This window comes from Salipiger sp. ABN3_019 (genome assembly GCF_056158605.1).
The window spans coordinates 1,940,161-1,964,189 of sequence record NZ_JBSWTP010000009.1 but is presented as its reverse complement, the minus strand read 5'-3'; the positions used below and the strand labels follow the sequence as shown (position 1 = coordinate 1,964,189).

The window sequence follows — 24,029 nt, the reverse complement described above, 5'->3', positions numbered from 1 at the left end:
GGCACCTCAGGCGTATTCGGGGTTGAAACCGTCGGGCTTGGCGCCCGCTTCGGACCAGAAGGGCGACATGGTGCGCAGCCCGGCGATGATCTCGGGCATCACCTTCAGCACATGGTCGATCTCGGCCTCGGTGGTCTCGCGGCTGAGCGAGAAGCGGATCGCGCCATGCGCGGCGGTAAAGGGGATGTCCATCGCCCGCAGCACATGGCTCGGCTCCAGCGAGCCGGAGGTGCAGGCCGACCCCGACGAGGCGGCAATCCCGGCGGCGTTGAGCTTGAGCAGGATCGCCTCGCCCTCGATATACTCAAACGCCACGGTGGCGGTGTTGGGCAGCCGGTCGTGCGGATCGCCGGTGACGAAGCAATGGCCGATGCTCTTGATCAGCCCGCTCTCGAGCTTGTTCCGCAGCGCCGCCATGCGCGCGCCATCCTCGGCCATGGTCTGCAGGGTCATCTCTGCCGCATGGCCAAGCCCGATGATCGCCGGGGCATTCTCGGTTCCGGCGCGGCGCCCGCGTTCCTGATGCCCGCCGCGCAGCAGCGGACGGAACCGCGTGCCCTTGCGCAGGTAGAGCGCGCCCAGCCCTTTCGGCCCGTGGAACTTGTGCGACGAGAGCGAGAGCATGTCGATCTCGGTGCTCTTGAGGTCGATCGGCACCTTGCCAACCGCCTGCACCGCATCGGTGTGAAACAGCGCGCCGACTTCATGCGCCAGTTCCGCCAGACCATCGACGGGGAAAATCGTGCCGGTCTCATTGTTGGCCCACATCAAGCTGACGATGGCGGTCTTCTCCGACAGCGCCTCACGGTAGGCGTCGATCTCGAGACGGCCGAGCTTGTCCACGGGGATGCGGTGCACCACGACGCCTTCGTGCTTTTCCAGCCAGTCGCAGAGCGACAGGATCGCCGGATGCTCGACGGTCGAGGTGATCACCTCGTTGCGCCCCGGCATCACCTGCAGCGCCGAGCGGATCGCGGTGTTGTTGGATTCGGTGCCGCCCGAGGTGAAGATGATCTCGTGATCGAACTCCGCCCCGATCAGGGCCTGCAGCGACTTGCGCGCCTTGCGCAGCGCGCCGCCGACCTCCGAGCCGAAGGCATGGATCGACGAGGCGTTGCCGAACTGCTCGGAGAAAAAGGGCAGCATCTTCGCAACGGTCTCGGGAAAGACGCGGGTGGTGGCGTTGTTGTCGAGGTAAACGGGTTCCATCGTGCGGCCTCCTCAGGTCTTGGCGACGGGCATGACGCGCACGGGGCGGCCAAGTGCCTCGGAAAGTTTCATCTGGATGCCGCCCAGCGTCTGCGACGCCAGCTGGCACCCCGAGCAGGCGCCGGTGAGATGGACGAGGACCAGCGAGCCCTCCATATCCACCATCTCGACGTCGCCGCCGTCGCGGCGGAAGATCGGGCGCAGCTCCTCGATGATCTTGGCGCAGATGATCGCCTCCTTGGCGGGGCTGAGGCCCGAGGTAACTTCGGGGGCCACTGCGGCGGCGGGCGTGGGCGCGACCGGGCGCGGCATCTGCTTCGCGGCGGCATCGCGCGTGGCCGAGATCACCGCGCCGTTGGGCATGGCGATCTGGGTCGGCGCAGTGGTCTGCACGGGTTCAATCTGTACGGGTTCGATTTGCATAGGTGCCGAGGGCTGCGGCGGTGCCTTGGGCGTCGGCGGCTGGTCGGGGATCACAAAGCCCTGCGCCTTTTTCTTCGGCGCCGGAGCGGGCGCCGCGCCGAACACGAAGGCTTCGGAGGCGGCGATCACCCCTTCGGCCACCATCGCGGCATTGGTGTCGGCCAGCAATTCCTCAAGCGGCTCGCGGCACGAGCTGCAGCCGCCGCCCGCCTTGGTGTAGAAAGTCACCATCTCGGGCGAGGTCAGCTTGTTGGTGCGGATCGCGCGCTCGATCATCCCGGCGTCAACGCCAAAGCACTTGCAGATCAGCGCGCCCTCTTCGTGGTCATCCTCGTCCAGCGCCTCGCCGGTATAGGCGGCGACGGCGGCGTGCAGCGCCTCTTGGCCCATGACCGAGCAATGCATCTTCTCGGGCGGCAGACCGTCGAGGAAATCGGCGATGTCCTGATTGGTCAGCCGCCGCGCCTCGGTGATCGTCTTGCCGATGATCAGTTCGGTGAGCGCCGAGGACGAGGCGATGGCCGAGCCGCAGCCGAAGGTCTGGAACTTGGCGTCTTCGATCACATCGGTTTCGGGGTTCACCTTGAGCATGAGCTTCAGCGCGTCACCGCAGGACAGCGAGCCCACTTCCCCCACCGCGTTGGCGTCAAGCAAAGCGCCAGCGTTGCGCGGGTTGAAGAAGTATTCCTTGACCTTTTCCGAGTAGTCCCACATCGCGCCCGCTCCCTTAGCAGAAGGATTTGCCGCAGCCGCAGGACGACTGGGCGTTGGGGTTGTCGAAAACGAAGCCCGAGCCTTCGATCCCGGTGACAAAGTCGATCTTGGTGCCGGTCAGATGCGCCTGGCTTTCGGGATCGACGAGCACGGTGACCTCGCCAGCTTCGATGATGGCGTCGTCGGGCTGGGCTTCGAGTTCCAGCGCCATGCCGTATTTCATCCCGGCGCAGCCGCCGCCCTGAACCATGACGCGAAGGCCCGCGACGGGCTGCCCGGCGCCGTCGATGGCGGTCTTGATGGCGCTGCGGGCGGGTTCGGTGATCTCGATCATCTTGCTCTCCTGTGCGGTGCTGAGGTGGCATCGGAAGAGATGAAGCAAGCAGCGTGCCAAGTTGCGCGCGCCGGGTGATCCATTGATTTTATGAGAAATTCTTCAAACCATGTCGCGACAATGAATGATTTGCGACAGGTGCGACAAAAGCCGACAGTGCCAAGGGGGCTTGCGCAGTGCGGCTTAGGCGTCGTCCCCCGACTGCGCGAGGATATCCAGGATCCACCGCCCGCCGAAACGATCCGTGGGATCAAGCTCGGCAGCCTTGGCAAGCACGTCCTCGGCCTCGGATCTCTGACCGGTGCGGGCGGCGCAATAGCCGATCGCGACGAGCACCTGCAGGAACATCCCCGGCGCGAACTCATGGGCGGTGAAATCGGCGTCCGTGGCGCGCACCTCGCGCCAGTCGGGCGAGACGTTGAGCCGCCGCGCCACATGGCCCAGCAGCACATGCGCCTGCATCCGCGCCGCGGCATAATCATGGGTGTAGTAATAAAAGCGATAGGCCGCGAGCCGCACTTCCGCGTCATCGGGCGCAGCCTCAAGCGCCGCGGCGATCACCTCGGCCCCCTCCTCGGGGTTGCTGTGCGGTGCCTCGGCCCCGGCCAGCAAGTCGTGCCTGTCACTCTGGGGCAAAACAATCCGCCCGTTCTTCGCAATCGTCGCAGGTGGGCGACAGACACAGCGAGAACGCCGCATCCGAGCAGATCTGCCGATAGAAGAACTTCTTCCAGCGCATGTTCTGGCTGTTCGCGGCGGCGAGCCCCGGCAGATGCCGCGCGATAAGCCCGCTCAGCGCCGCGCGCGAGGGCAGGCCGCAGTCTTCCCACAGGTGCCGCCGCTCCATGGCGCGCCGGGCGAGGATCGCGGCAAGCCAGCGCGCCTCGTCGTCCGAGGCCCGCGCGCGCCAGAGGATCAGCGTGGCGATCGCCTGCTGGTCGGCGGAATATTGCGGCGCAGGCAGGCTCAGGTCCGGCAGCACCGCCGAAGGCGACCAGCGATCGCGCAGCCGCGCGATCTCGGCCCCCGAAAGGCCAAGCCGCTCGGTCAGCGGCCCCTGCCCGGCCTCGCGCTCGGCCAGCGCATGGTCGAGGATGCAGGCAAAATCCGAGCGCGACAGCATGGCCGCGGCAAGCGCGCCCTGCACCGCGGGAAGATCAGTCAACAGCTGCATGGCTCTGGCAATCCGACGGGCAGACCCGCGCGCAGGCCCCGCAGCCGATGCAGAGATCGGGCGCGACCATGGTCATCACCGATTTGATGATCTCATCCTCGACATCATCGTATTCGTCGGTGCCCGGCCGCACGAGATCGCCATCTTCGGTCAGCCCGTGCAACGTCATCACACCGCGGCCGCAGACCTTGTAGCAGCGCCCGCAGCCGATGCATTTCTCGGGGTCGATCGCCATGAGAAACTCGGGCACATATTCCGTGCCGCCCCGGGTGAGCGCCGTGCGTGTCATGCGCTTTCCTCCGCCGCTTTCTTGGCAGCCTTGAGTTCCTTTCGCGCCTCGGTCAGTTCCTTGAACACCTCATAGGTCGCGGCGGCCACTTCGGGGATCTTCTGCCAGTCGGTGGGCAGTTCCTCGGCCAGATCGTGCAGGTTCATCTTGGCGTCGGTCGAGCGCATCGACAGTTTCTTGACGCGTTTTTCCAGATCTTCGACGGTCATCCTTTTGATCCTTTCTGGGGTTCGTTCTGGGGTCCTTTCCGGGGTGTCAGCCCGCGCAGAAAGCGCGAGGCAGGCGTGCGTCCCGCGGGGCGGCGCGCCACCAGCGGCGGCAGGCTCACCACGGGTTTCGCGGCGGGCAGCGGGGCGATGCGGATCATCGCCTCAGCCCTTCGCGGCGTCGGGATAGGTGTCGATGATCTCGGCGGCGCCCTCGACCAGCTTTTCCCCCGCCTCGGCAAGCTTGGCCCATGTCTCGAAGCCAAAGCGATGCACGTCGCGCAGATGTTTGGAGACCACCACCAGCTTGCCCGCGATCAGCACGATGCGGCCAAAGCCCTCGTGGCTCATCTTCTGCATCTGGCTGGCCATGCAGCCGGTCTTTTTCTCGATCATCAGCCCGACCGCATCGTAGAACTTGCCAATGCGCCACATGACGTCGGGATCGGGATCGCCGATGATTGGAATCTCGCGCCGCTCTTCGCGGGTCACGATGAACTCATCCATCAGCTCGGCGTCGGACTTGCCGTCCCACTGCCCATAGCTGTCCTCGGCGCGGATCACCGCGGCAAGCTGGGTCAGGAAATCGCTTTGCACCATGTCGCCCCCGCGCGGGGCCTCTAGGGTATCCGAGACCATCAGGCCCACTCCTCTTCATCCATGAAATCGGGTTTTTGAAACGTGCCGAGTATCTTGCGCAGGAAGGGCGGCGGCGTGCCGCGCAGCATCTCTTGCGTTTGGGCCAACACGTCGCTGATCGGCTCGGGGTCCTTGCGTTTGATCGGATGGATCCCCGCCTTCACCACCTTGGCCGCCGAGGGCCCACCGATGGCCAGCGCAAAGAGCAGCGCGCAGCCCTCCAGCGCCTCAACCTTGGGCGTGATCTTGTCGTCCTGATCGTCGTGCTTGCCCTTTTGGCCGGTAACATTGTCGAAGGCATGCGCCTCGATGAACCGAAAGCCGCTTTGCCAAACCTCGTAGATCGCGAACTTCTTGGCGCTGCCGAAATGCGCGCCGAGGGTTTCCATGTCATTGGTGGCGATGGCGATGCGCAGGGGCGTCTCGCCCGGTGCCGGTCCGTCTGAAGTGGCGCTGTCAATGACGCGCAATGTGCGGGACATGATCGAACTCCTCTGGGATGGGGGCGGCGCCAAAGTCTTCCGGCGTCGCGCGGTGATGTTGCGCCTGCATGATGTTGGCGAACTCGTAGAGAAAGGCGCGGCTGCCGCGGTAGCCGACGCGGCAGAGATCCTGCGCGCCGATGCGGTCGAAGATCGGGAAGCCCACGCGCATCAGCGGCAGATGCAGCGCCTCCGACAGATGCCGGCCGTGGCTGTGGGTGAGCAGGATCTGCGCCGCGCCCGCCTCGCTGCCGCGCCGCAGATCGCCCAGATCGCCCAGCACCACCTCGTCGCAGGGCATCCGGTCAAAAAGCGGCGAATGTTGCGAGGCGGTGACCGCCGCGACGATCTCGGTGCCCATGGAACTCAGCGCGGTCGACAGCGAGAACAGCAGGTCAGGATCGGCCCCGATGGCCACCCGCACGCCGCCGGTATGGAAATGCGCGTCCAGCGCCGCGTCCACCAGCCGCGCACGATCGCGCTTGACCGAGGGCGGCGGATCGGCGACGCCCGAAAGCGCCATGAGCGTGCGCACCAGCGCGTCCACCGGTTTCAGCCCGGTGACCGACTGGAACACGCGATAGGGCACCATGGCGCGGTCTTCGATGATCTGCGCCGCCTTGCGCATGCTCTCTCCGATGGCCAGCGTGAAGGCGCTGCGCGCCGCCTCGGGGATGCGGGCCACCGGGGTGCCGCCCTGGGTGGCGCCCGACCAGTCGTCGCTCACATGGCCGTCGAGCGAGCCCGAGATGTCCGGCAGTACCAGCGGCTCGAGCCCGAAGGAGCGGATCAGCCGCGTCAGCTCGTCGATATCGCCGGGCGTCAGATGCGCCCCCGCAAGCAAGGTGACCTGCCGCAGATCCACATCGCGCTCGGTCACCCGCGGCACCAGATCCGCGACAATGGCTTCCACCGCCTTGGCCCAGCCGTCCTGCAGCGCGCCGTCGAAATCGGGGGTCGAGGCATAGACCACTTTGGTATCGGCAAAATCCTCACGCCGCTGCAGGATCAGCCGCAGATCGCCCGGCACATCCTCGCCCCGCGTCTCGGTGAGCGCGGTGGAGGCGATGCCGATGAACTCCGGCGCGCTCTTCTTGCGCAGGTTCTCGATGGCTTCTTCGATCTGATCGGCGCCGCCAAGGATGGTCGAGACCTCATTCATCGCCGTGGTCTGAAGCGGCACCGCCTCTTTGAAGTGGCGCACGAGGTGGACCATGGCAAAGGCGGTGCAGCCCTGCGAGCCATGAAACAGCGGGATCGCCCGGTCGATCCCGAGGTAGGCCAGCGCCGCGCCCAGCGGGGCCGAGCTTTTCAGCGGCATGGTCGAAAGCGCGCGCTTGGGATGGGTCAGCTTGGCCATGTCAGCAATCCTCGAAATCGGTGGCGGAGGAGGTGAAGCCTGCGACCTCTACCGGCGCGGCCAGGGCAGCGCCCGAGGGCGGCAGCGGCGGCACCAGCGAAACCGCCCTGCCCGTTCCGGCGATCCCGGTGACCGGGCACTCTCCGCTCAGCGGCGGCAAGGTGCGGGTCTCGGTCAGCGGCGTCTCCCAGGGCGCGGGCGCGCGCAGCTCTTCCCACATCGGATTGTTCACCGCGCGGTCGATGGCGCGCAGCAGATCGACCATCCCCATGTAGCCCGCGTAGGGCTCGTGCTTTTCCTGATTTACATCGACCCAGGGCATGCGCGCCTTCAGCGCGACGAACTGGCTCCGCCCGCCCGACATCAGCACATCGGCGCCCGCGTCCTTGAGCAGCCGGTACATGTCCTTGGGCGCCAAATTGTCGAACATATGCTTGTCGTCGCCCATGATCTCGGTGACGCGGGTCTTGTCCTCTTCGGTGGCCTTGCGCACCGAGGTGCCGATCACCTCCATCCCCAGTTCCTGCAGCGCCGCCACCACCGACCACGACTTGTGCCCGCCGGTGTAGAGCAGCACCCGCCGCCCCTCGACCCGCGCGCGGAAGCCTTCGAGCCGCGCCCAGATCGCCGCCTCTTCCTCGGTGATCAGCGCCTCGCAGCGGTCCAGAAGTTCGGCATCGGCGCCCTGCTCCACAAGGATGCGGCACATCTCGCGCAGCGAAGCGGAAGTATCGGAGATGCCGTAGAAAGACCCCTCGAACCACGGCACGCCATGGCGTTCCTCGAGCTTGCGGGCGACGTTGATCAGCGCCTTGGAGCAGACCATCATCGTCACCTTGGCGCGGTGCATATAGGCGACCTGCTTGTAGCGGGCATCCGCCGCCAGCGAGCCGAGGATGCGGATCCCCAGCTTGTCGAACAGCGGTTTTACCTGCCACAGCTCGCCCGACAGGTTGTAATCGCCGACGATATTGATGTCGTAAGGAGTTAGCGTCTCGGGCTCCAGCGTGCCGATCACGTGATCCAGCATGGCCTCGCCCGCCAGCTTATTGCCGAGGTTCTTGGAGCCGACGAAGCCGGGCGCGTTGACCGGAATGCAGGGCGTGCCGAATTTCTCGGTGGCGGCGCGGCACACCGCGCCGATGTCATCCCCGATCAGCGCCGGAACGCAGGTGGCATAGACAAAGACCGCGGGCGGCGCCTCGGCCTCGATCACCTCGCGGATCGCGCGGAAGAGCTTGCGCTCGCCGTGCCCCATAACGATGTCGAGCTCGCTCATGTCGGTGGTGAAGCCGGTCCGGTAGCGCTCGGACCCCGAAGAGGCCGCGCCCCGGTTGTCCCAGCCGTTGCCCTCGCAGGCCAGCGGCGCATGCACCAGATGCGCCACGTCGACGATGGGCTGCAGCACGATCTTGGCGCCGTCGAAGGCGCAGCCCCCCGCCGCCGCGCCGGGGGTCAGCGGCTTGGCGCAGCCCTTCTTGCGCTGCTGCTCGGACTTCGAGACGTTGGTGCCGCAGGCGGGCTCGTCAAAGACATCGGCGATCTTGTCTTTCAGGGCATCGGCCATCTTGGGGTCTCCTCGCGCGGGTTCGAGGTATCCAAGCAAGCGCCGTGCCATCCGCCATTGGCCGCGGTTTTCAAGGGCGCGCGGGGCCTTACCGGGACATGGAGCGCCTGTAGCTTTCCCGACAATGGGGCATCCGAAACGCTGGGGCACTATCCTGAGGCCGCGCAGAAGGCGCTATCGAACCAATGCATTCGAATGTATGATTTTGGTGTCTTAGGGAGGAGACCAACATGATCAGGAGAACCGCGCTCGCCGCCATTCTGGCGGCGGCGCCTGCAATGGCCATGGCAGCAGGAAAAACCCATCACGTGGCGATCCACGTCGATCAGAACGAGCCGCATGTGCTCAATATGGCGCTCAACAACGCCCAGAACCTCGCGGCCTATTACGCCGAGGTGGGTGATGAGGTGGTCATCGAGATGGTCACCTATGGGCCCGGCCTGCACATGCTGGTCGAGGGGAAAAGCCCGGTGAAGGACCGGATCGAGACGATGTCGCTGGAACTGCCGATCACCTTCTCGGCCTGCGCCAATACGATCGCCGGGATGGAGAAGAAGACCGGCGAGAAGGTCGTGCTGCTGGAAGAGGCCGGCGTGGTGCCCTCGGGCGTTGTGCGGCTGATCGAGCTGCAGGAGGAAGGCTACGCCTACGTGCGGCCCTAAGCGGCGCAGTGCCTCGCCCGGCGGCTTCGCCTTGATCCCGGGCGTGTCGGCGCAACGCCAGAAAAACACCGGCCGCGGTCTCCCGCGGCCGGTGTCCTGTTCGCCCTGCCTCGATTAGCGGGTCAGGTCGTAGCTGTAGTCGGTCTCGCCCGGCACGATGGTGTCGTCGTCGAGCTTGTCGAACACCGTATCCAGCAGCTTGACCAGCACCGTCAGCGCGCCTTGATACCCCATGGTCGGGAAGCGGTGGTGGTGGTGGCGGTCGAAGATCGGGAAGGCCAGACGGATCAGCGGCGTGCCGGTGTCGCGCTCGAGATACTTGCCGTAGCTGTTGCCGATCAGCATGTCGCAGGGCTCGGTGTTGAGGAACGAGCGCATGTGCCACAGGTCCTTGCCCGCCCAGACCTGACCCTGCTTGCCGAAGGGCGAAGAGGCCAGAAGCGCTTCCATCTTGGCGGCCCACTTCTTGTTGCCGTTGGTCGCAAGGCAGTGCACCGGCTCGCCGCCCAGTTCCATGACGAAGCGGGTCATGCCGTAGACGAAATCGGGATCGCCGTAGATCGCGAAGGTCTTGCCGTGCAGCCACGCCTGGCTGTCGGCGATGGCATCCACCAGACGGCCACGCTCGAGGCGCAGTTCCTCGGGGATCTCCTTGCCGGTCAGCTCCTGCACTTTCATCAGGAACTCATCGGTGCCCTGCACACCCATCGGATAGTGCAGCGCGGCGGTCTCCTGCCCCTTGCCCGCGATATATTCCAGCGTCTTGGGGCTGCAGTATTCCTGCATCGAGATCGTCGCCTTGGCGTTCAGCGCCGCCTTGGCCTCGTCGAGCTTGGTGCCGCCGTCATACATGCGGAACTCGCCGTCCGAGGGCGTGTCGTAGACGTCCGAGACATCCGACAGGAAGCTGAACTCGACGCCCATGGCATCCAGCATCTTCGTGATCTCGCGGTTGTTGGCCACGGCGAACCCGTCGAAACCGGGGATGATGTTGATCTTGTCGGTCTCGGTGCGTTCCTCGCCTTCCCAGAAGTGGCTGATGATGCCCTTTTGCATGTTGTCATAGCCATCGACGTGGCTGCCGACGAAGGCCGGAGTGTGCGCGAAGGGCACGTCGAAGTCTTCGGCGACAGAGCCCTTTTCCTTGGCCTGCAGGATGAAGGAGTTGAGGTCGTCGCCGATCACCTCGGCCATGCAGGTGGTGCTGACCGCGATCATCTTGGGATCGTAGAGCGCCTTGGCGTTGGCCAGACCGTCGACCATATTGACCAGCCCGCCAAAGACCGCCGCATCCTCGGTCATCGAGGACGACACGCAGGAGCTCGGCTCTTTGAAGTGGCGCGACAGATGCGAGCGGTAGTAGGCGACGCAGCCCTGGCTGCCGTGCACGAAGGACAGCGTGTCCTCATAGCCAGCGGCGGCAAACACCGCGCCGAGCGGCTGGCAGGCCTTGGCGGGGTTCACCGTCAGCGCCTCGCGGGCGAGGTTCTTCTCGCGGTACTCCCACGACTTGGTCCAGTCACCGATCTCGGTGACCAGCTCGTCGGGATGGCCGCATTCGAACTTCATCTTCTTGTTGGCCAGCATCTCCTTGTATTCGGGCTGCTGGAAGAGCGGTGCGTGGTCGAGCACCTTGTCGCCGGACTGGGGCATGGATGTATTCCTTCTGTTGGCCGTCCGCATTCCGAGACGCGCCTGTTGAGGGGATCATGTGGGAGGGGCGCCGGGGGACCGGGAGCAATGGCCCCCCGGCGCTGGGAAAACGCGAAGGGTTACTCGGCGGCGATGGCCTGACCGGCTTCCCAAGGCGCGTCATAGAGGTTCCAGACCGGCGAGTTCACCGCCATGTCCATGTCGCGGGCGAAGATCGCGAAGCCGTCATAGCCGTGGTACGGACCGGAGTAGTCCCAGCTGTGCATCTGGCGGAACGGGATGCCCATCTTCTGCACCGGGTATTTCTCCTTGATGCCCGAGCCGACGAGATCGGGGCGCACGCGCTCGATGAACTTCTCCAGCTCGTAGCCGGTGACATCATCATAGATCAGCGTGCCTTCCTTCACGTAGTGGCCGGTGCGCTTGTAGTCGTCGCCATGGGCGAACTCATAGCCGGTGCCGGCGATGACCATGCCCAGATCGTCATAGGCCGTCACCACGTGGCGCGGACGCAGGCCGCCGACGTAGAGCATCACCGATTTGCCTTCGAGGCGCGGCTTGTATTTGGCGATCACCTCGTCGACCAGCGGCTGATACTTGGCGATAACCTTCTCGGCGTTTTCCTGAATGGTCTCGTCGAAGTTCTTGGCGATGGCGCGCAGGCTCGCGGCGATCTGGGTCGGGCCGAAGAAGTTGTACTCCATCCAGCCGATGCCGTGCTTTTCCTCCATGTAGCGGCAGATGTAGTTCATCGACCGATAGCAGTGGATGAGGTTGAGCCGGGCCTTGGGGGCGCGCTCGATCTCGGCCAGCGTCGCGTCGCCGGACCAGTTGCCGACCACGTTCAGACCCATCTCTTCGAGCAGGATGCGCGAGGCCCAAGCGTCGCCGCCGATGTTGTAATCGCCAATGACGTTCACATCGTAGGGGCCGGGCTCATAGGCCTTCACCGCATCGCTTTCTTCCTGTTCGAACACCCAGTCACGCACCGCGTCGTTGGCGATGTGGTGACCCAGCGACTGCGACACGCCGCGGAAGCCTTCGCAGCGGACCGGCACCATGGTCTTGCCGGTTTCCTTCTTCTTCTGGCGGGCGACCGCTTCGATGTCGTCGCCGATGAGGCCGATCGGGCATTCCGACTGGATCGTGGTGCCGTTCGACAGCGGGAACAGCTCGTTGATCTCGTCGATGGTCTTGGCCAGCTTCTTGTCGCCGCCAAAGACGATGTCCTTTTCCTGGAAATCGGTGGTGAACTGCATCGTCACAAAGCTGTCCACGCCGGTCTTGCCGATGTAGTAGTTGCGGCGCTGCGACCACGAGTACTGCCCGCAGCCCACGGGGCCGTGCGAGATATGCACCATGTCCTTCACCGGTCCCCAGACCACCCCCTTGGAGCCCGCATAGGCGCAGCCCCGGATGGTCATCACGCCCGGCACGGACTTGACGTTGGATTTCTGGGTGTCGCATTTCGACGCGATCCCGGTGGTGGCATCGGGCTCTTCTTCCGAAGGCTTCGACACCGTCAGGTGCTTGGCGCGGCGTTTCTTCGCCTTGGCCGGATAGGCTTCGAGGACTTCCTCGATCATCGCCTCATAATCTTCCGGCCCGTTTGCGTGATCCTTGGCCATCCTTTTGGCTCCTCTCACTGATTTCCGGGGGGATGGAGGCCGCAGCGCGCGGCCTCCGGTGGCTCTGGGGGCTCTGGGGTCGGGCCGTCTCAGCCAGCCTGCGCTTCGGAGGCGGCGATGGCCGCGAGACGCTCTTCCTCGGACTGCATGATGCCGAACTCCATCAGCATCTCTTCCAGCTCGTCCATGGTGACCGGGGTCGGGATCACGCCCTTGCCCGAGTTCTCGTGGATCTTGCGGGCCAGTTCGCGGTACTCGTTGGCCTGCGCGCTTTCGGGCGCATATTGCAGCACAGTCTGGCGACGCAGTTCCGCGTGCTGCACGATGTTGTCGCGCGGCACGAAGTGGATGAGCTTCGATCCCAGCTTGGCGGCCATCGCTTCGGCCAGTTCCAGTTCCTTGTCGGTCTGACGCTCGTTGCAGATCAGCCCGCCAAGGCGCACGCCGCCGGAGTTGGCGTATTTCAAAATGCCCTTCGAGATGTTGTTGGCGGCATAGAGCGCCATCATCTCGCCGGACATGACGATGTAGATTTCCTGCGCCTTGTTCTCGCGGATCGGCATGGCGAAGCCGCCACAGACCACGTCGCCCAGAACGTCGTAGGACACGTAGTCCACGTCGTCATAAGCGCCGTTTTCCTCGAGGAAGTTGATCGAGGTGATCACGCCGCGGCCGGCACAGCCGACCCCCGGCTCGGGGCCGCCGGACTCGACGCATTTGATGTCCTGATAGCCAACCTTGAGCACGTCTTCGAGCTCGAGGTCCTCTACCGAGCCCATCTCGGCGGCAAGGTGCAGCACGGTGTCCTGCGCCTTGGAGTTGAGGATAAGGCGGGTGGAGTCCGCCTTGGGGTCACAGCCGACGATCAGGATCTTCTGACCCATTTCGACCAGCGCTGCGAGGGTGTTCTGCGAGGTGGTGGACTTGCCGATCCCACCCTTGCCGTAGAAGGCGATCTGACGAAGTTCGCTCATAATCGGTTCCTTTGGTTGCTTCGTTCGGTGTCATGGTCGAGACGGTGCGCGACCGCGCTCGATGAGTAAGAAGCAGGGAGCGTGCCAAGCCGTGGAAATCACTCAGGTGGTTTAAAATCAGTGGCTTAGGCGGATTTTTGGAGCTTGGAGCAAAGCCGACAAAAGCCGACAAAGACCGACAGTCACACCCCATATTCGCACTGCCCCAAAAAAGGACGCGGCCCCGAACCACCGGAGCCGCGCCATAACGGGTTTTGGAGGGGAAGGCCGGATCAGGCCGCGTCGCTGGCCGCAGAGAGCGGCAGGCCGAAGGTCTCGGCGATGCTCGCCAGCCAGCCCGAGAGCCGCTCTTCGGTCAGCATGGATTCATTGTCGAGATCGAGCGCCAGCCCAAGGAAGTGATCGCCGTCGACCGCCATGGACTCCTCGAAGCCGTAACCTTCGGTCGGCCAGTAACCGACCATCTTGGCACCGCGCTCTTCAAAGAACTCATGCAGGAAGAAGACGGCGTTGATGAACTCCAGCGGATAGGTCACCTGATCGCCAAGCCCGTAGATCGCGATGGTCTTGCCCTCAAAGCTCTGGTCCTCGAGCTTGGGCAGGAACTCCTCCCAGCTTTCGCTCTCGGCATCGGCGCTGAGGCCGGGCAGCAGCCCGTCGCCCAGCGTCGGCGTGCCGAGGATCAGGAAGTCGTAACTCATGAAGTCATCGACCTCGGTGCGGTTGACGTTCAGCGGCTTCGCCATCAGCTCATCGTCGAACTGGCGCTTGATCTGCTTCGCGATCTTGCGGGTGTTGCCGGTGTCGGTTCCGAAAAAGATGCCAATCTTGGCCATGGGCTGCATTCCTCTGTCTGGATGTCGGATGCGCGCAGCACCCATCCGCCGCGCGGGGCGGCACTGCGCCTGCCACTCATCCAGCAAGCCGCGTGCCAAGTGGTCCCCGCCGCCCCAAGACGCGAACACCCCGCCAACATGGGCGGGGTGTTAAAGGCGGCTCCAAAGGAGGCGGCGCGCGCCCTACTCTGCTGCGACCGCTGCGGTCTCGAGATAGGCAAGCAGAGTGTCCGGCGAGCTTTCGCCGTAGGGATCGTCGGGGCAGTTGTCCATCAGGCCGGGCTCTTCGAACCACGCCTCGACCACGCCATCATTGACGATCGCCGCATACCGCCAAGACCGCTGACCAAAGCCAAGGTTGTCCTTGCCGACCAGCATGCCCATCCGCCGGGTGAACTCGCCCGAGCCGTCGGGAATGACCTTCACATGCGCGATCCCCTGCGCGCGCGCCCATTGGTTCATCACAAAGCTGTCGTTGACCGACAGGCAATAAATCTCGTCGATGCCAAGGTCGCGGAACCGGGCGAAATTCTCCTCGAACCCGGGCAGCTGGTAGGTCGAGCAGGTGGGCGTGAACGCCCCCGGCAGCGAGAAGAGGATCACCCGCTTGCCCTTGAAGTAATCGGCGGTGGTCATGTCCTGCCAGCGAAACGGGTTCGGACCGCCGACACTCTCGTCGCGCACCCGCGTGCGAAAGGTGACATTCGGCAGCTTCATGTTGGTTTTCATCTGTCGCTCCTGTGATTGGGTGTTTGGGTATTGCCTGCGCAGGGCGCGGCTCAGTCCGAGCCGCCCGGCGCGCCGCTGAAGCGCACCAGCACATCCTCGTTGCGCGCGATGAACTGGCACGCCAGCCGGTAGCGCGGCGGCATGTCGTTGACCTCGGCGTTCTCGATCTCTGCTGGGGTCAGCTTCGAAAGCTCCTTGAGCCGCGCCTTTTCCTTTTCGGTCAGGGCCATGCCCATCGCGGGCTTGTCCTCGAGCGAGGTCACTTCGATCAGGCACGACCCGCAGTCGCCATCGCCGCAATCAAAGGGGATCGGGATCTCATGCTCTTTGGCGAGCGCGAGGATCGTCGCGGTGTTTCCGGCGACGGCGTAGACGGTTTTGTCGCGCTGCATGATCGGGGATTGGAAGGTAATATTGGCCATGGCTGTGCTCACTTGCTGTGTGGAAGGAAGGCCACCCGCGAAGGGCCGCTCTTTCGGATTTCAGCAAAACTCATGCCAGCCGGTGCGCAGTGGCGGGCGATCACGGGCGGCAAGGGAACTTCGGTGATCTCTGCCGGAAAGCCATCGCCGACCGGCGACAGACGCGCGCGCATCCGTGGGCTCGCGAACATCCGCCCGGCCTCGTCGATCAGCAGCACCGCATCCACGCCCATGTCCGAGGCGACCTGCGGCCAGTCCTGCGCCCCGGCAACCGACAGCGCGGTGGCCGCCGCATCGGCGCGGCTTGGGTCGGTGTCCAGCACCGTGACCGAGACGATCTGCTGGACCGGCCAGCCTGTCTTTGGGTCGATGATATGCGCAAAACGGGTGCCGGAATACTCGAAGTATCTCTCGTAATTTCCTGATGTGTATAGGCTTTCTCCGGGTCTCAACTCGACCGATGCGACCGCCCCCCAGACAAAGGGATCGCGGATCGCCACCCGCCATGGCCGCGCGCCGTTGCCGCCGCTCACCGTGACGTCGCCGCCCGCGTTGAGCACCGCGTTCTCGATCCCGCGCGCGTGCAGCACGGCCACCGCCTGCTCCAGTGCCGCGCCCTTGGCAAAGCCGCCGAGGTCAAGCTGCACGGCCCGGTTGATCGAGCGGACGCGCGTGCCGTCTAGAATGAGATCGGTCATCTTCGGCTGCGCGCCCAGCAGCGCACCAATCTGTTCGGGTGCCGGTGGCGCGCCTTCCGGGGGCGTGTCCTGATGAAATCCCCATAGGCCGATCAACGCGCCAATCGCGGGCTCGAACCGCCCGCCGCTGGCACAGGAGAGGTCCCGCGCCCGCGACAGCGCCGAGGCCAGATTTGGCGGCACCGAGGCAGGCTCTCCGCTGGCCAGCGCGGCATTGAGATCACTCAGTGCGCCCGGTCGCCATGCGTGCCAAGCGCCGTGCAGCCCCTGAAGCAGCTGCGCCACGTCCCCCGCCGCCGCCCGAGCGCGCGCGGGCCGCTCGCCCTGAATGACGATCTCGACAAGCGTGCCGAAGACATAGACCGTCTCGCGATATTCGCCGCCGCGCCCTGTCCGCAGCCCAAAGCCAAGCGCCGCCACAAGCAGCACCGCCAGCGCCCACAGACGCAGGGCGCGGGCACTCATCCGCGCGATCCGGCCGGGATGATCCGCTCGATCCTGATCTCCTCTGCCAGCCGTCCGCGCCGCTCGCTGGCACGAAACGGCAGGAAGGAGACGGCAAGCGCGGGGATGCAGAGCGCCGCGGCCAGCGCGTCGGAGATCCCCAGCGCGCTGCACAGGCTGACGCAGAGGACCAGCATCAGCACCGGCAGAAGGTACATCAGCCCCGCCGCCCCGAGAAAGGCCCCAGACGGCATGACCACCACCGCGCTGTCACCGGGCTGCGCCGGCCCCGCGTGGGGCAGCACGAGCCGCTCGGAGCGATGGGTCTTGCGCGCGGCGGCCATCTCGGTCAGCGCGCGCGGACCGCAGGTCTCGCGCACCGCGCAGGCGGCGCATCCGGCGGTGCGTCGCAGTTCCAGCTCGATCTGACCGTCGCGGGTGCCGATCACCCGCAGGGTCTCGCGCAGGAAACCCGGCGTATCGCTGGGGCTATTGCTTTGGGTGGTATCCATCTTCGGCCCTCCAAATCCTGACATCTTGCGCAACCGCCGACCGTCAGCCCGGCTTCACCTTCACCGCGCCGCCCAGCACCTGACACTGGCAGGCCAGCCGGTCGGATTGTCCGGCAAGGTTTTCGCGCAGAACCCGAAGCTCCAGCGCGGAGGGGTCCGACAGATGCTCAGAGCCCTCGAGCACATGGGTGATGCAGGTGCCGCAGTCGCCCTCGCGGCAGCCGAAGACGATCCCCGCCCCCACTTTTTCCGAGATCTCGATGATCCGCGTGCCCGCAGGCACGGTCACCGTCAGATCGACATCGGTGAACGTCAGACTTCCTTTGGTCATGGCGCGGGTCTCCCTCTGGCGGCGCGCGTGTCACGGCGTGTGCCTCAGAGCCAAGCAAGTGCCGTGCCAAACCTGTGAGCGCCTGCACCTTCAGCGCCAGTTCCCGCGCCCCGTGGGCCCATCCGCCCCCTGTCCGACATTTTGTAGCCATTGCGACAGCGGCGGCGCGCGGGCACCGCGAACACCAGCCTCCACCCAGCCACCCCACAGAAACGACGCGCGAAATCCACTTGGCACGGGCCTTGCTTCACCCTCTCCACCGCCGCCCCGCAGAGACAGAGACGCGGCAGAGGAGACCGAGATGAGCGAGATTTTCCTGATCCTGTTGGGCACCGCGCTGGTGAACAATGTCGTGCTGGTGAAGTTCCTCGGGCTCTGTCCCTTCATGGGCGTCTCGCGCAAGACCGACGCGGCCATCGGCATGGGGCTTGCCACCACCTTCGTGCTGACCCTCGCCGCCGCCGCCTCATGGGTGATTGAAACCGCGCTCCTGCTGCCTCTGGGCCTGCAATACCTGCGCATCCTCGCCTTCATTCTGGTGATCGCCGCCATCGTGCAGTTCACCGAGGCGGTGATGCGCAAGATGTCCCCGGTGCTCTACCGCGCGCTTGGCATCTATCTGCCGCTGATCACCACCAACTGCGCGGTGCTCGGCGTTGCGCTGCTGAACATTCAAGAAGAGCACAATTTCGCGCAGAGCCTGCTCTACGGCTTCGGCTCGGCGCTGGGGTTCACGCTGGTGCTCGTGATCTTTGCCGGGCTGCGCGAGAAACTCGCCCAGCTTTCAGTGCCCGCGGCCTTTGCCGGGGTGCCCATTTCCTTCATTTCCGCGGGCCTGCTGTCCATGGCGTTCATGGGCTTTGCCGGTCTCGTGCCCAATTGATCCGCCACGTTCGGAGGATACGACCATGCTTGCCGCCGCCGCCACCATGTCTGCCCTTGGCGTGACACTGGGCCTTGTTCTGGGCGTCGCCGCCCGCCGCCTGCAGGTGGACGCCCCGCCCATCGTCGAAGAGATCACCGCCGCCCTGCCCGGAACCAACTGCGGCCAATGCGGCTTTCCCGGCTGCTCGGGCGCGGCGGAGGCCATCGCAGAAGGCGGCGCGCCGCTCACCCTCTGCCCGCCGGGCGGGCGCGACGTGGTGCTACAGCTGGCCGAGATCACCGGCATTGCGCCGCCCGCGCCGGGCGACATGGCCGACACGACCCCGCGCATCGCCTTCATCTTCGAGGACCATTGCACCGGCTGCACCAAGTGTTTCAAGCGCTGCCCGACCGACGCCATCCTTGGCGCTGCCAAGCAGATCCACACGGTGATCCCCGACGCCTGCATCGGCTGCAACGAATGCGTCGAGGTCTGCCCGACCCAAGCGATCCTTCTGCGCAAAAAGCCCCGCACCCTGCGCAGCTGGTACTGGGAGAAACCGCAGACAGCCCAGACCAGCCAGACCGCCCAGACCAGCCGGAGGCTGGCATGAGCTTCCTGTCGCTCGCTGCCCTGCGCAAACCGGCTCAGCTTTTCGGCATCCGCGGCGGTGTGCACCCCGAGGGCCGCAAGTTCCTCGCCGCCCATTGCGCGATCGAGCCGCTGCCCATGCCCAAGCTCCTGCGCATTCCGCTGCAGCAGCACATCGGAGCAGAGGCCGAGCCGCTGGTGCGGCGCGGCGATCATGTGCTCAAGGGCCAGCTGATCGGCCGTGCGCGCGGGCCGGTGTCGGCCAATGTCCATGCGCCCACCTCGGGCGAGATCATCGCGGTGGGCCATTTCACCGCGCCGCATCCTTCCGGTCTGCCGGTGCCGACAATCACCCTGCGCCCCGATGGCGCCGACGAATGGGGCCCGCGCATGCCGCGCCTGCGCCCCGAGACCGCCAGCCCCGAAGATCTTGCCGCCCGCGTCGCCGAGGCCGGGATCGTCGGCATGGGCGGCGCCACCTTCCCCGCGGCGGTGAAGCTGAACCTGCGCGCGAAATACCAGTTGCACACGCTGATCATCAACGCCGCCGAATGCGAGCCTTACCTCACCTGCGACGACCGGCTGATCCGCGAGCAGGCCGAGGAAGTGGCCGATGGCGCGGCGATCATGGCGCGGGCGCTGGGGGTCTCGCGGCTGATCGTCGCCATCGAGTCGAACAAGCCCGAGGCCGCCGACGCGCTGCAGCGCCACAACCTGCCGATGGGCCTGCGGCTCGAGATCAAAGTGGTGCCGACGCAATATCCCATGGGCTCGGAAAAGCACCTCGTGCAGACCGTCACCGGGATGGAGACCCCGGCCCGCGCGCTCACCGCCGAGCTGGGCGTGGTTGTGCACAATGCCGCCACCGCGCAGGCGGTGCATGCCGCCGTGCGCTACGGCGAGCCGCTGATCTCGCGCGTGGTCACCGTTTCAGGGCGCGGCGTCGGTCAGCCCGCCAACATTCGGGTGCTGATCGGCACGCCGGTGGCGGATCTGCTGGACCATTGCGGCGGCCTGCAGGGCGAGCCCGACCGGCTGCTTCTGGGCGGGCCGATGATGGGCCAGCCGGTGCAGAACCTGCGCGTGCCCATCGTCAAGGGCACCAACGGCGTGCTCGCCCTCACCCGCGCCGAGACCCGCGCCAGCGAGCCGCACCCCTGCATCCGCTGCGGCTCCTGCGTGCAGGTCTGCCCCTGCGGCCTGATGCCCTTCGAGATGAACGCCCGCATTCAGGCCGAGGACCTTGATGGCGCGGCGGGCGTCGGGCTGATGGATTGCGTCTCCTGCGGCTCCTGTTCCTACATCTGCCCCTCGTCGATCCCGCTGGTGCAGGCCTTCAACTACGCCAAGGGCGCGCTGGCCGAGAGCCAGAGCCGCAAGCATCAGCAAGAGGCCACCAAGCGCCTCGCCGCCGAGCGTACCGCCCGTGAAGAGGCCGTGGCCGAGGCCAAACGCGCCGCCATGGCCAAGCGCAAGGCCGAGATGGCCGAAAAGAAAAAGCGCGACGCCGAGAAGAAGCGCGCCAAGGAGGCCGCAGCCGCCGCCTCGGATACGGAGGTCACCAAATGAGCCTTCCTCGCATCATTGCCGGGCCGCACACCCATTCGATGTTCAACGTGCCGCGCACCATGGTGGCGGTGATGGTCTGCCTGACCCCCGCGACGCTCTTTGGCATGGCGCAATTCGGCTGGCCCGCCGCGCTGCTCTTTGCGGTGACGCTGCTGTCGGCGCTGCTGTTCGAGGCGCTGGCCCTGTCGCTCGCGGGAAAACCGCTGCTGCGCGGGCTGTCGGACGGCTCGGCGGTGCTGACCGGCTGGCTGCTGGCGCTGTCGCTGCCGCCCTGGGCACCGTGGTGGCTGGGCGTCACCGGGGCGGGTATCGCGATCCTGCTGGCCAAACACGCCTTTGGCGGGCTCGGGCAGAACCTCTTCAATCCCGCGATGGTCGCCCGTGCCATGCTGCTGATCGCCCTGCCGGTGCAGATGACCACATGGGTCGCCCCGCTTGGCGGTGCCGGTCCCGATCTGGCTCAGGCGGCGGCGATCACCTTTGGCGGCGGCAGCGGCTTCGACGCGGTCAGCAGCGCCTCGACGCTGAACCACGTGCAAAGCAGCCTCGACGCCGGGGTGCCCATGGCCGAGATCCTCGCCGGGCTGCCGGACCTGAAGACCCACGCGCAGGGGATGATCTCGGGCAGCCTTGGCGAGACCTCGGCCTACCTGCTGCTAGGCGGGGGCGTCGCGCTGGTGCTCCTTCGGATCATCACGCTGGTGATCCCGCTCACCGTGCTGGGCTCTGTCTTTATCCTTGCCGCCATCGCCCATGCGCTCGACCCCGAGCATTTCATCCCGCCGCTGCTGCATCTGACCTCGGGCGGGCTGATGCTCTGCGCCTTCTTCATCGCCACCGATTACGTCACCTCGCCGGTCACCGGCGCGGGTAAAGCGATTTATGGCATCGGCGTCGGCGCGCTGATCTTCGTCATTCGCACATGGGGCGCCTTCCCCGAGGGCGTCGCCTTCGCGGTGCTGCTGATGAACGCGGTGACGCCGCTAATCGACACCTATGTGCGTCCGCGTGTCTTTGGCCGCACCCGCGCGGGCAAGCCGCTGCCGCTGACCGACAAGCTGGGAGAGAAGGCATGAGCGACACCCTGCAGCCCAAACCCCCGCGCCTGCGGGCGTTGCGCGACACGCCGCTCGCCGCCGGGCTTGCGCTGGGGCTCTTCGGCCTTGGCAGCGCGATGACGCTGGCGCTCACCGACCAGCTGACCATGGGCCCGATTGCGGCGCGCGAGGCCGAGGACATGCGCGCCTCGCTCTCGCAGGTGCTGACCATGGCGCATGACAACGACCCGGCGCAGGAACCGCTGGCGCTGGAGGACCCCGCTGAGGGGCCGCTGAACGTGCATCGTGCCACCCTTCACGGAGAGGTCACCGGCGCCGCTTTCGAGCTGACCGGCTACGGATATGGCGGCGCGATCCGGGTGCTGATGGGGATCGCCCCGGATGGCACGCTAAGCGGCGTCCGGGTGCTGTCGCATGCGGAAACCCCGGGTCTGGGCGACAAGATAGAGGCCGCCAAAAGCGAATGGGTTCAGTACTTTACCGGACGCAGCTTAACCAATACCGCGCCCGAGGGCTGGCACATCGCCCGCGACGGCGGGATCTTCGACCAGTTCTCGGGCGCCTCGATCACCCCGCGCGCAGTGGTCGCCACCGTCGCCCGCGGCCTCGCGCTGTACGAGCGCCAGCGCGCGGCGATCCTCACCGCAGCAGAAGGAGCCGAACCATGACCGATTACGCGCGCATCGCCCGCGACGGGCTATGGGACAACAATGTGGTCTTTGGCCAGCTTCTTGCGCTCTGCCCGCTGCTGGCGGTGACCGGCACTGCGACCAACGGGCTGGGCATGGGGCTGGCGACCACGGCGGTGCTGATCGCCTCGGGGCTGGCGGTCTCGCTGCTGCGCCATGTGATCACCCCCGACATCCGGATCCCCGCCTTCGTGCTGATCATCGCCTGCCTCGTGACGGCGGTGGACATGGAACTCAACGCCTTTGCCCATGAGTTGCACCGGCAGCTTGGCCTGTTCATCCCGCTGATCGTCACCAATTGCGCCATTCTTGGCCGCGCCGAGGCCTTCGCCTCGCGCCAGCACCCGCTCGCCGCGGGCTGGGACGGGCTGATGATGGGGCTTGGCTTCACCGCCGCGCTGGTGCTGCTGGGGGCGCTGCGCGAGATTCTCGGCGCGGGCACGCTCTTTGCCGGGGCCTCGGTCCTGCTCGGGCCGAGCTTTGGCTTTCTCGAGACCACGGTGATCCCCGGCTATCAGGGGTTTCTGCTGATGATCCTGCCGCCGGGCGGCTTTCTGGTGCTGGGGGGCTTGCTGGCGCTGAAGGCGCTGCTCGACCGGCGCAGCACGCAAAGCGCCGCGGGCCGCGGCAGCGCAGACCCGGCGCGCGTGTTCACCGCCGTGGGCGTGCTGCAGCCCGAGCCTGACATGGCTGATATGGGAGAGAGTGAATGAACGTCGGATGCGCCTATGCCAAACCCACCGCGCAGGTGTGGAAACGCTTTGAGATCGACGAGGGCGCCACGGTGCGCGACGTGATCGAGCGCTCGGGCCTGCTGGGAGAATTCCCCGAGATCGACCTTGCCGAGATGAAGGTCGGCATCTTCGGGACAGTGGCGAAACTCGACAAACAGGTGAAGGAGGGCGACCGGGTCGAGATCTACCGCCCCATTCACCCCGAGGCGGAACTGCTTGAAAAGAAGCAAAAAGGAGACGGATCATGACGCGCCTCACGCGCCGCGGCTTTGGCGCCGCATTGCTCTGCGGGGCGGCGCTTGCCCCGTTCACCCTGCCGGGCCGCGCCCGTGCGCTTGTGGTCGGCGGCGGCCCTGCCGGGGCCAGCGCCGCGCTCGCCCTCGCCCGCAGCGCGCCACGCGCGTCGGTGGTGCTGGTCGAGCGCGATCCCACGCGCCTTGCCCGCGCCGCCAGTCCCGCCTTTGCCCGCCCCGAGGCCGGGCCGACGCTGTCGGAGCTGCAGGCCGCCGGGGTCGAGATCATGATCGACGAGGTGACCGAAATCGACTGGCAGCGCGCAGAGCTACAGGGCTTCAGCGGGCGCAGCACCGGGTTCGATCAGCTTGTCATCGCGCCCGGCATCGCCGCGCTGCCCGAGGATATCCCCGGCTTTGACGCCGCCGCGCGCCACCGCTTCCCCGCCGCATGGGGCAATCGGCGCGAGGCGCTGCGGCTCTCGGCCCAGCTTGCCGCGCTGCCGGAAAGAGGCCACGTGGTGCTGCGCCTGCCTGCATCGGGCCTGAGCCATCCACAGATCGCGCTGTCGCGTGCACTTAGGTTGGCCGATCACCTCACAAAGCACCGCCCCTCGGCGCGGCTGACGGTGCTCGACGGCGGCGCAGCGGCGGGGCTTGCAGCGGCCTTTCACGCGGCGGTCCCCAAGGGGCTGGAGGCGCGCTGGCTTGGTCCGCGCGAGGGCGGCAGGGTCACCGCGCTCTCTGCGCCCGACGGCTCGATCGAGACCACTGCCGGACGGCTGCGGGCAGATGTGGTCAACTTCATCCCGCCGCAGGGGGCGGCGACGCTTGCGCGTGCCGCGGGGCTCACTGGCGCCGACCACTGGTGCCCCACCGATGCCGCCGGACGCTCCACCCTGCAGCCGCAGGCGATCATCCTCGGCGACGCGCGGCAGAGCGCGGCGCGGAGCCTGTCCTCGGCGCTGACGCAGGCGCGCGCGCTGCATATCTGAGCCGAGCCG

29 protein-coding genes are annotated in these 24,029 nt (G+C 66.2%); 9 read left to right on the top strand and 20 right to left on the bottom strand.

Annotation, left to right across the window (positions count from 1 at the left end):
- Positions 1-6 precede the first annotated feature (6 nt).
- From nifS to nifE, 11 genes are all read right to left on the bottom strand, one after another.
- Complete coding sequence (nifS, locus tag ACXAD2_RS17670) at positions 7-1,209, bottom strand: cysteine desulfurase NifS (RefSeq protein ID WP_475172385.1); 1,203 nt, start codon at positions 1,207-1,209, stop codon at positions 7-9.
- Positions 1,210-1,221: 12 nt separating this feature from the next.
- Complete coding sequence (nifU, locus tag ACXAD2_RS17665) at positions 1,222-2,346, bottom strand: Fe-S cluster assembly protein NifU (protein WP_475172383.1); 1,125 nt, start codon at positions 2,344-2,346, stop codon at positions 1,222-1,224.
- Positions 2,347-2,359: 13 nt separating this feature from the next.
- Complete coding sequence (locus ACXAD2_RS17660; protein WP_066099580.1) at positions 2,360-2,680, bottom strand: iron-sulfur cluster assembly accessory protein; 321 nt, start codon at positions 2,678-2,680, stop codon at positions 2,360-2,362.
- 183 nt (positions 2,681-2,863) lie between these two features.
- Complete coding sequence (locus ACXAD2_RS17655) at positions 2,864-3,316, bottom strand: tetratricopeptide repeat protein (protein WP_157373879.1); 453 nt, start codon at positions 3,314-3,316, stop codon at positions 2,864-2,866.
- On the bottom strand, positions 3,303-3,854 hold the full coding sequence (locus ACXAD2_RS17650) for a nitrogen fixation protein NifQ (RefSeq protein ID WP_475172379.1): 552 nt from the start codon (positions 3,852-3,854) through the stop codon (positions 3,303-3,305). Before ACXAD2_RS17650 ends, ACXAD2_RS17655 begins: the two co-directional genes overlap by 14 nt.
- The gene (fdxB, locus tag ACXAD2_RS17645) at positions 3,838-4,143 is read right to left on the bottom strand and encodes a ferredoxin III, nif-specific (protein WP_475172377.1); all 306 of its coding nucleotides are present in this window, start codon (positions 4,141-4,143) and stop codon (positions 3,838-3,840) included. The genes ACXAD2_RS17650 and fdxB overlap by 17 nt, the downstream gene beginning before the upstream one ends.
- On the bottom strand, positions 4,140-4,352 hold the full coding sequence (locus ACXAD2_RS17640) for a CCE_0567 family metalloprotein (RefSeq protein ID WP_224900299.1): 213 nt from the start codon (positions 4,350-4,352) through the stop codon (positions 4,140-4,142). The genes fdxB and ACXAD2_RS17640 overlap by 4 nt, the downstream gene beginning before the upstream one ends.
- A gap of 162 nt (positions 4,353-4,514) precedes the next feature.
- A complete protein-coding gene (locus ACXAD2_RS17635) occupies positions 4,515-4,988 on the bottom strand; it encodes a NifX-associated nitrogen fixation protein (RefSeq protein ID WP_475172374.1) in 474 nt (157 codons plus the stop codon).
- Complete coding sequence (gene nifX, locus ACXAD2_RS17630) at positions 4,988-5,470, bottom strand: nitrogen fixation protein NifX (RefSeq protein WP_083191103.1); 483 nt, start codon at positions 5,468-5,470, stop codon at positions 4,988-4,990. Before nifX ends, ACXAD2_RS17635 begins: the two co-directional genes overlap by 1 nt.
- A complete protein-coding gene (gene nifN / locus ACXAD2_RS17625; RefSeq protein ID WP_475172370.1) occupies positions 5,445-6,830 on the bottom strand; it encodes a nitrogenase iron-molybdenum cofactor biosynthesis protein NifN in 1,386 nt (461 codons plus the stop codon). Before nifN ends, nifX begins: the two co-directional genes overlap by 26 nt.
- A 1-nt stretch (position 6,831) precedes the next feature.
- Positions 6,832-8,397: a nitrogenase iron-molybdenum cofactor biosynthesis protein NifE gene (gene nifE, locus ACXAD2_RS17620; RefSeq protein ID WP_475172368.1), complete on the bottom strand. Its 1,566-nt coding sequence runs from the start codon at positions 8,395-8,397 to the stop codon at positions 6,832-6,834.
- Between the two features lie 230 nt (positions 8,398-8,627).
- Here nifE and ACXAD2_RS17615 point away from each other — a divergent pair, with 230 nt between their 5' ends.
- Entirely contained in the window at positions 8,628-9,059 is a 432-nt protein-coding gene (locus ACXAD2_RS17615) for a DsrE family protein (protein ID WP_475172365.1), read from the top strand.
- A gap of 114 nt (positions 9,060-9,173) precedes the next feature.
- On the opposite strand, the gene nifK is transcribed toward ACXAD2_RS17615, so the two are convergent.
- The 9 genes from nifK to ACXAD2_RS17570 all read right to left on the bottom strand — a co-directional run bounded on the left by nifK (position 9,174) and on the right by ACXAD2_RS17570 (position 17,286).
- Complete coding sequence (gene nifK / locus ACXAD2_RS17610; RefSeq protein ID WP_475172362.1) at positions 9,174-10,712, bottom strand: nitrogenase molybdenum-iron protein subunit beta; 1,539 nt, start codon at positions 10,710-10,712, stop codon at positions 9,174-9,176.
- A 119-nt stretch (positions 10,713-10,831) separates the two neighbouring features.
- A complete protein-coding gene (gene nifD / locus ACXAD2_RS17605) occupies positions 10,832-12,340 on the bottom strand; it encodes a nitrogenase molybdenum-iron protein alpha chain (RefSeq protein WP_066099560.1) in 1,509 nt (502 codons plus the stop codon).
- Between the two features lie 89 nt (positions 12,341-12,429).
- Positions 12,430-13,314 (bottom strand): nitrogenase iron protein, encoded by an 885-nt coding sequence (gene nifH / locus ACXAD2_RS17600; protein WP_475172359.1) that lies wholly within the window; start codon positions 13,312-13,314, stop codon positions 12,430-12,432.
- A 272-nt stretch (positions 13,315-13,586) separates the two neighbouring features.
- Positions 13,587-14,150, bottom strand: coding sequence for a flavodoxin (locus tag ACXAD2_RS17595; RefSeq protein ID WP_475172357.1), 564 nt, complete (start codon positions 14,148-14,150; stop codon positions 13,587-13,589).
- A 183-nt stretch (positions 14,151-14,333) separates the two neighbouring features.
- Complete coding sequence (locus ACXAD2_RS17590) at positions 14,334-14,879, bottom strand: peroxiredoxin (RefSeq protein ID WP_066099555.1); 546 nt, start codon at positions 14,877-14,879, stop codon at positions 14,334-14,336.
- Positions 14,880-14,929: 50 nt separating this feature from the next.
- Positions 14,930-15,301 carry a 2Fe-2S iron-sulfur cluster-binding protein gene (locus tag ACXAD2_RS17585; RefSeq protein ID WP_164179834.1) on the bottom strand — a complete coding sequence of 124 codons (372 nt, stop codon included), beginning with the start codon at positions 15,299-15,301 and terminating at the stop codon, positions 14,930-14,932.
- Between the two features lie 8 nt (positions 15,302-15,309).
- Positions 15,310-16,464: an FAD:protein FMN transferase gene (locus ACXAD2_RS17580; protein WP_475172353.1), complete on the bottom strand. Its 1,155-nt coding sequence runs from the start codon at positions 16,462-16,464 to the stop codon at positions 15,310-15,312.
- Complete coding sequence (locus tag ACXAD2_RS17575) at positions 16,461-16,955, bottom strand: SoxR reducing system RseC family protein (protein ID WP_475172349.1); 495 nt, start codon at positions 16,953-16,955, stop codon at positions 16,461-16,463. Before ACXAD2_RS17575 ends, ACXAD2_RS17580 begins: the two co-directional genes overlap by 4 nt.
- Positions 16,956-16,998: 43 nt before the next feature.
- Positions 16,999-17,286, bottom strand: a complete 288-nt coding sequence (locus ACXAD2_RS17570; RefSeq protein ID WP_066099547.1) for a 2Fe-2S iron-sulfur cluster-binding protein — start codon at positions 17,284-17,286, stop codon at positions 16,999-17,001.
- A 301-nt stretch (positions 17,287-17,587) separates the two neighbouring features.
- On the opposite strand from ACXAD2_RS17570, the gene rsxA reads away from it, so the two are divergent.
- The 8 genes from rsxA to ACXAD2_RS17530 are packed head-to-tail and all read left to right on the top strand — an operon-like array spanning position 17,588 to position 24,020.
- Complete coding sequence (gene rsxA / locus ACXAD2_RS17565; RefSeq protein ID WP_066099545.1) at positions 17,588-18,169, top strand: electron transport complex subunit RsxA; 582 nt, start codon at positions 17,588-17,590, stop codon at positions 18,167-18,169.
- Positions 18,170-18,194: 25 nt separating this feature from the next.
- The gene (locus tag ACXAD2_RS17560) at positions 18,195-18,764 is read left to right on the top strand and encodes an RnfABCDGE type electron transport complex subunit B (protein ID WP_475172344.1); all 570 of its coding nucleotides are present in this window, start codon (positions 18,195-18,197) and stop codon (positions 18,762-18,764) included.
- Positions 18,761-20,311, top strand: a complete 1,551-nt coding sequence (gene rsxC, locus ACXAD2_RS17555; protein WP_475172341.1) for an electron transport complex subunit RsxC — start codon at positions 18,761-18,763, stop codon at positions 20,309-20,311. The genes ACXAD2_RS17560 and rsxC overlap by 4 nt, the downstream gene beginning before the upstream one ends.
- Positions 20,308-21,387, top strand: a complete 1,080-nt coding sequence (locus tag ACXAD2_RS17550; RefSeq protein WP_475172338.1) for an RnfABCDGE type electron transport complex subunit D — start codon at positions 20,308-20,310, stop codon at positions 21,385-21,387. Before rsxC ends, ACXAD2_RS17550 begins: the two co-directional genes overlap by 4 nt.
- Complete coding sequence (locus ACXAD2_RS17545) at positions 21,384-22,037, top strand: RnfABCDGE type electron transport complex subunit G (RefSeq protein ID WP_475172336.1); 654 nt, start codon at positions 21,384-21,386, stop codon at positions 22,035-22,037. Before ACXAD2_RS17550 ends, ACXAD2_RS17545 begins: the two co-directional genes overlap by 4 nt.
- Positions 22,034-22,771, top strand: a complete 738-nt coding sequence (locus tag ACXAD2_RS17540) for an electron transport complex subunit E (protein WP_475172334.1) — start codon at positions 22,034-22,036, stop codon at positions 22,769-22,771. Before ACXAD2_RS17545 ends, ACXAD2_RS17540 begins: the two co-directional genes overlap by 4 nt.
- Entirely contained in the window at positions 22,768-23,040 is a 273-nt protein-coding gene (locus ACXAD2_RS17535) for an RnfH family protein (RefSeq protein WP_475172331.1), read from the top strand. Before ACXAD2_RS17540 ends, ACXAD2_RS17535 begins: the two co-directional genes overlap by 4 nt.
- Complete coding sequence (locus ACXAD2_RS17530) at positions 23,037-24,020, top strand: FAD-dependent oxidoreductase (protein ID WP_475172329.1); 984 nt, start codon at positions 23,037-23,039, stop codon at positions 24,018-24,020. Before ACXAD2_RS17535 ends, ACXAD2_RS17530 begins: the two co-directional genes overlap by 4 nt.
- Positions 24,021-24,029 lie beyond the last annotated feature (9 nt).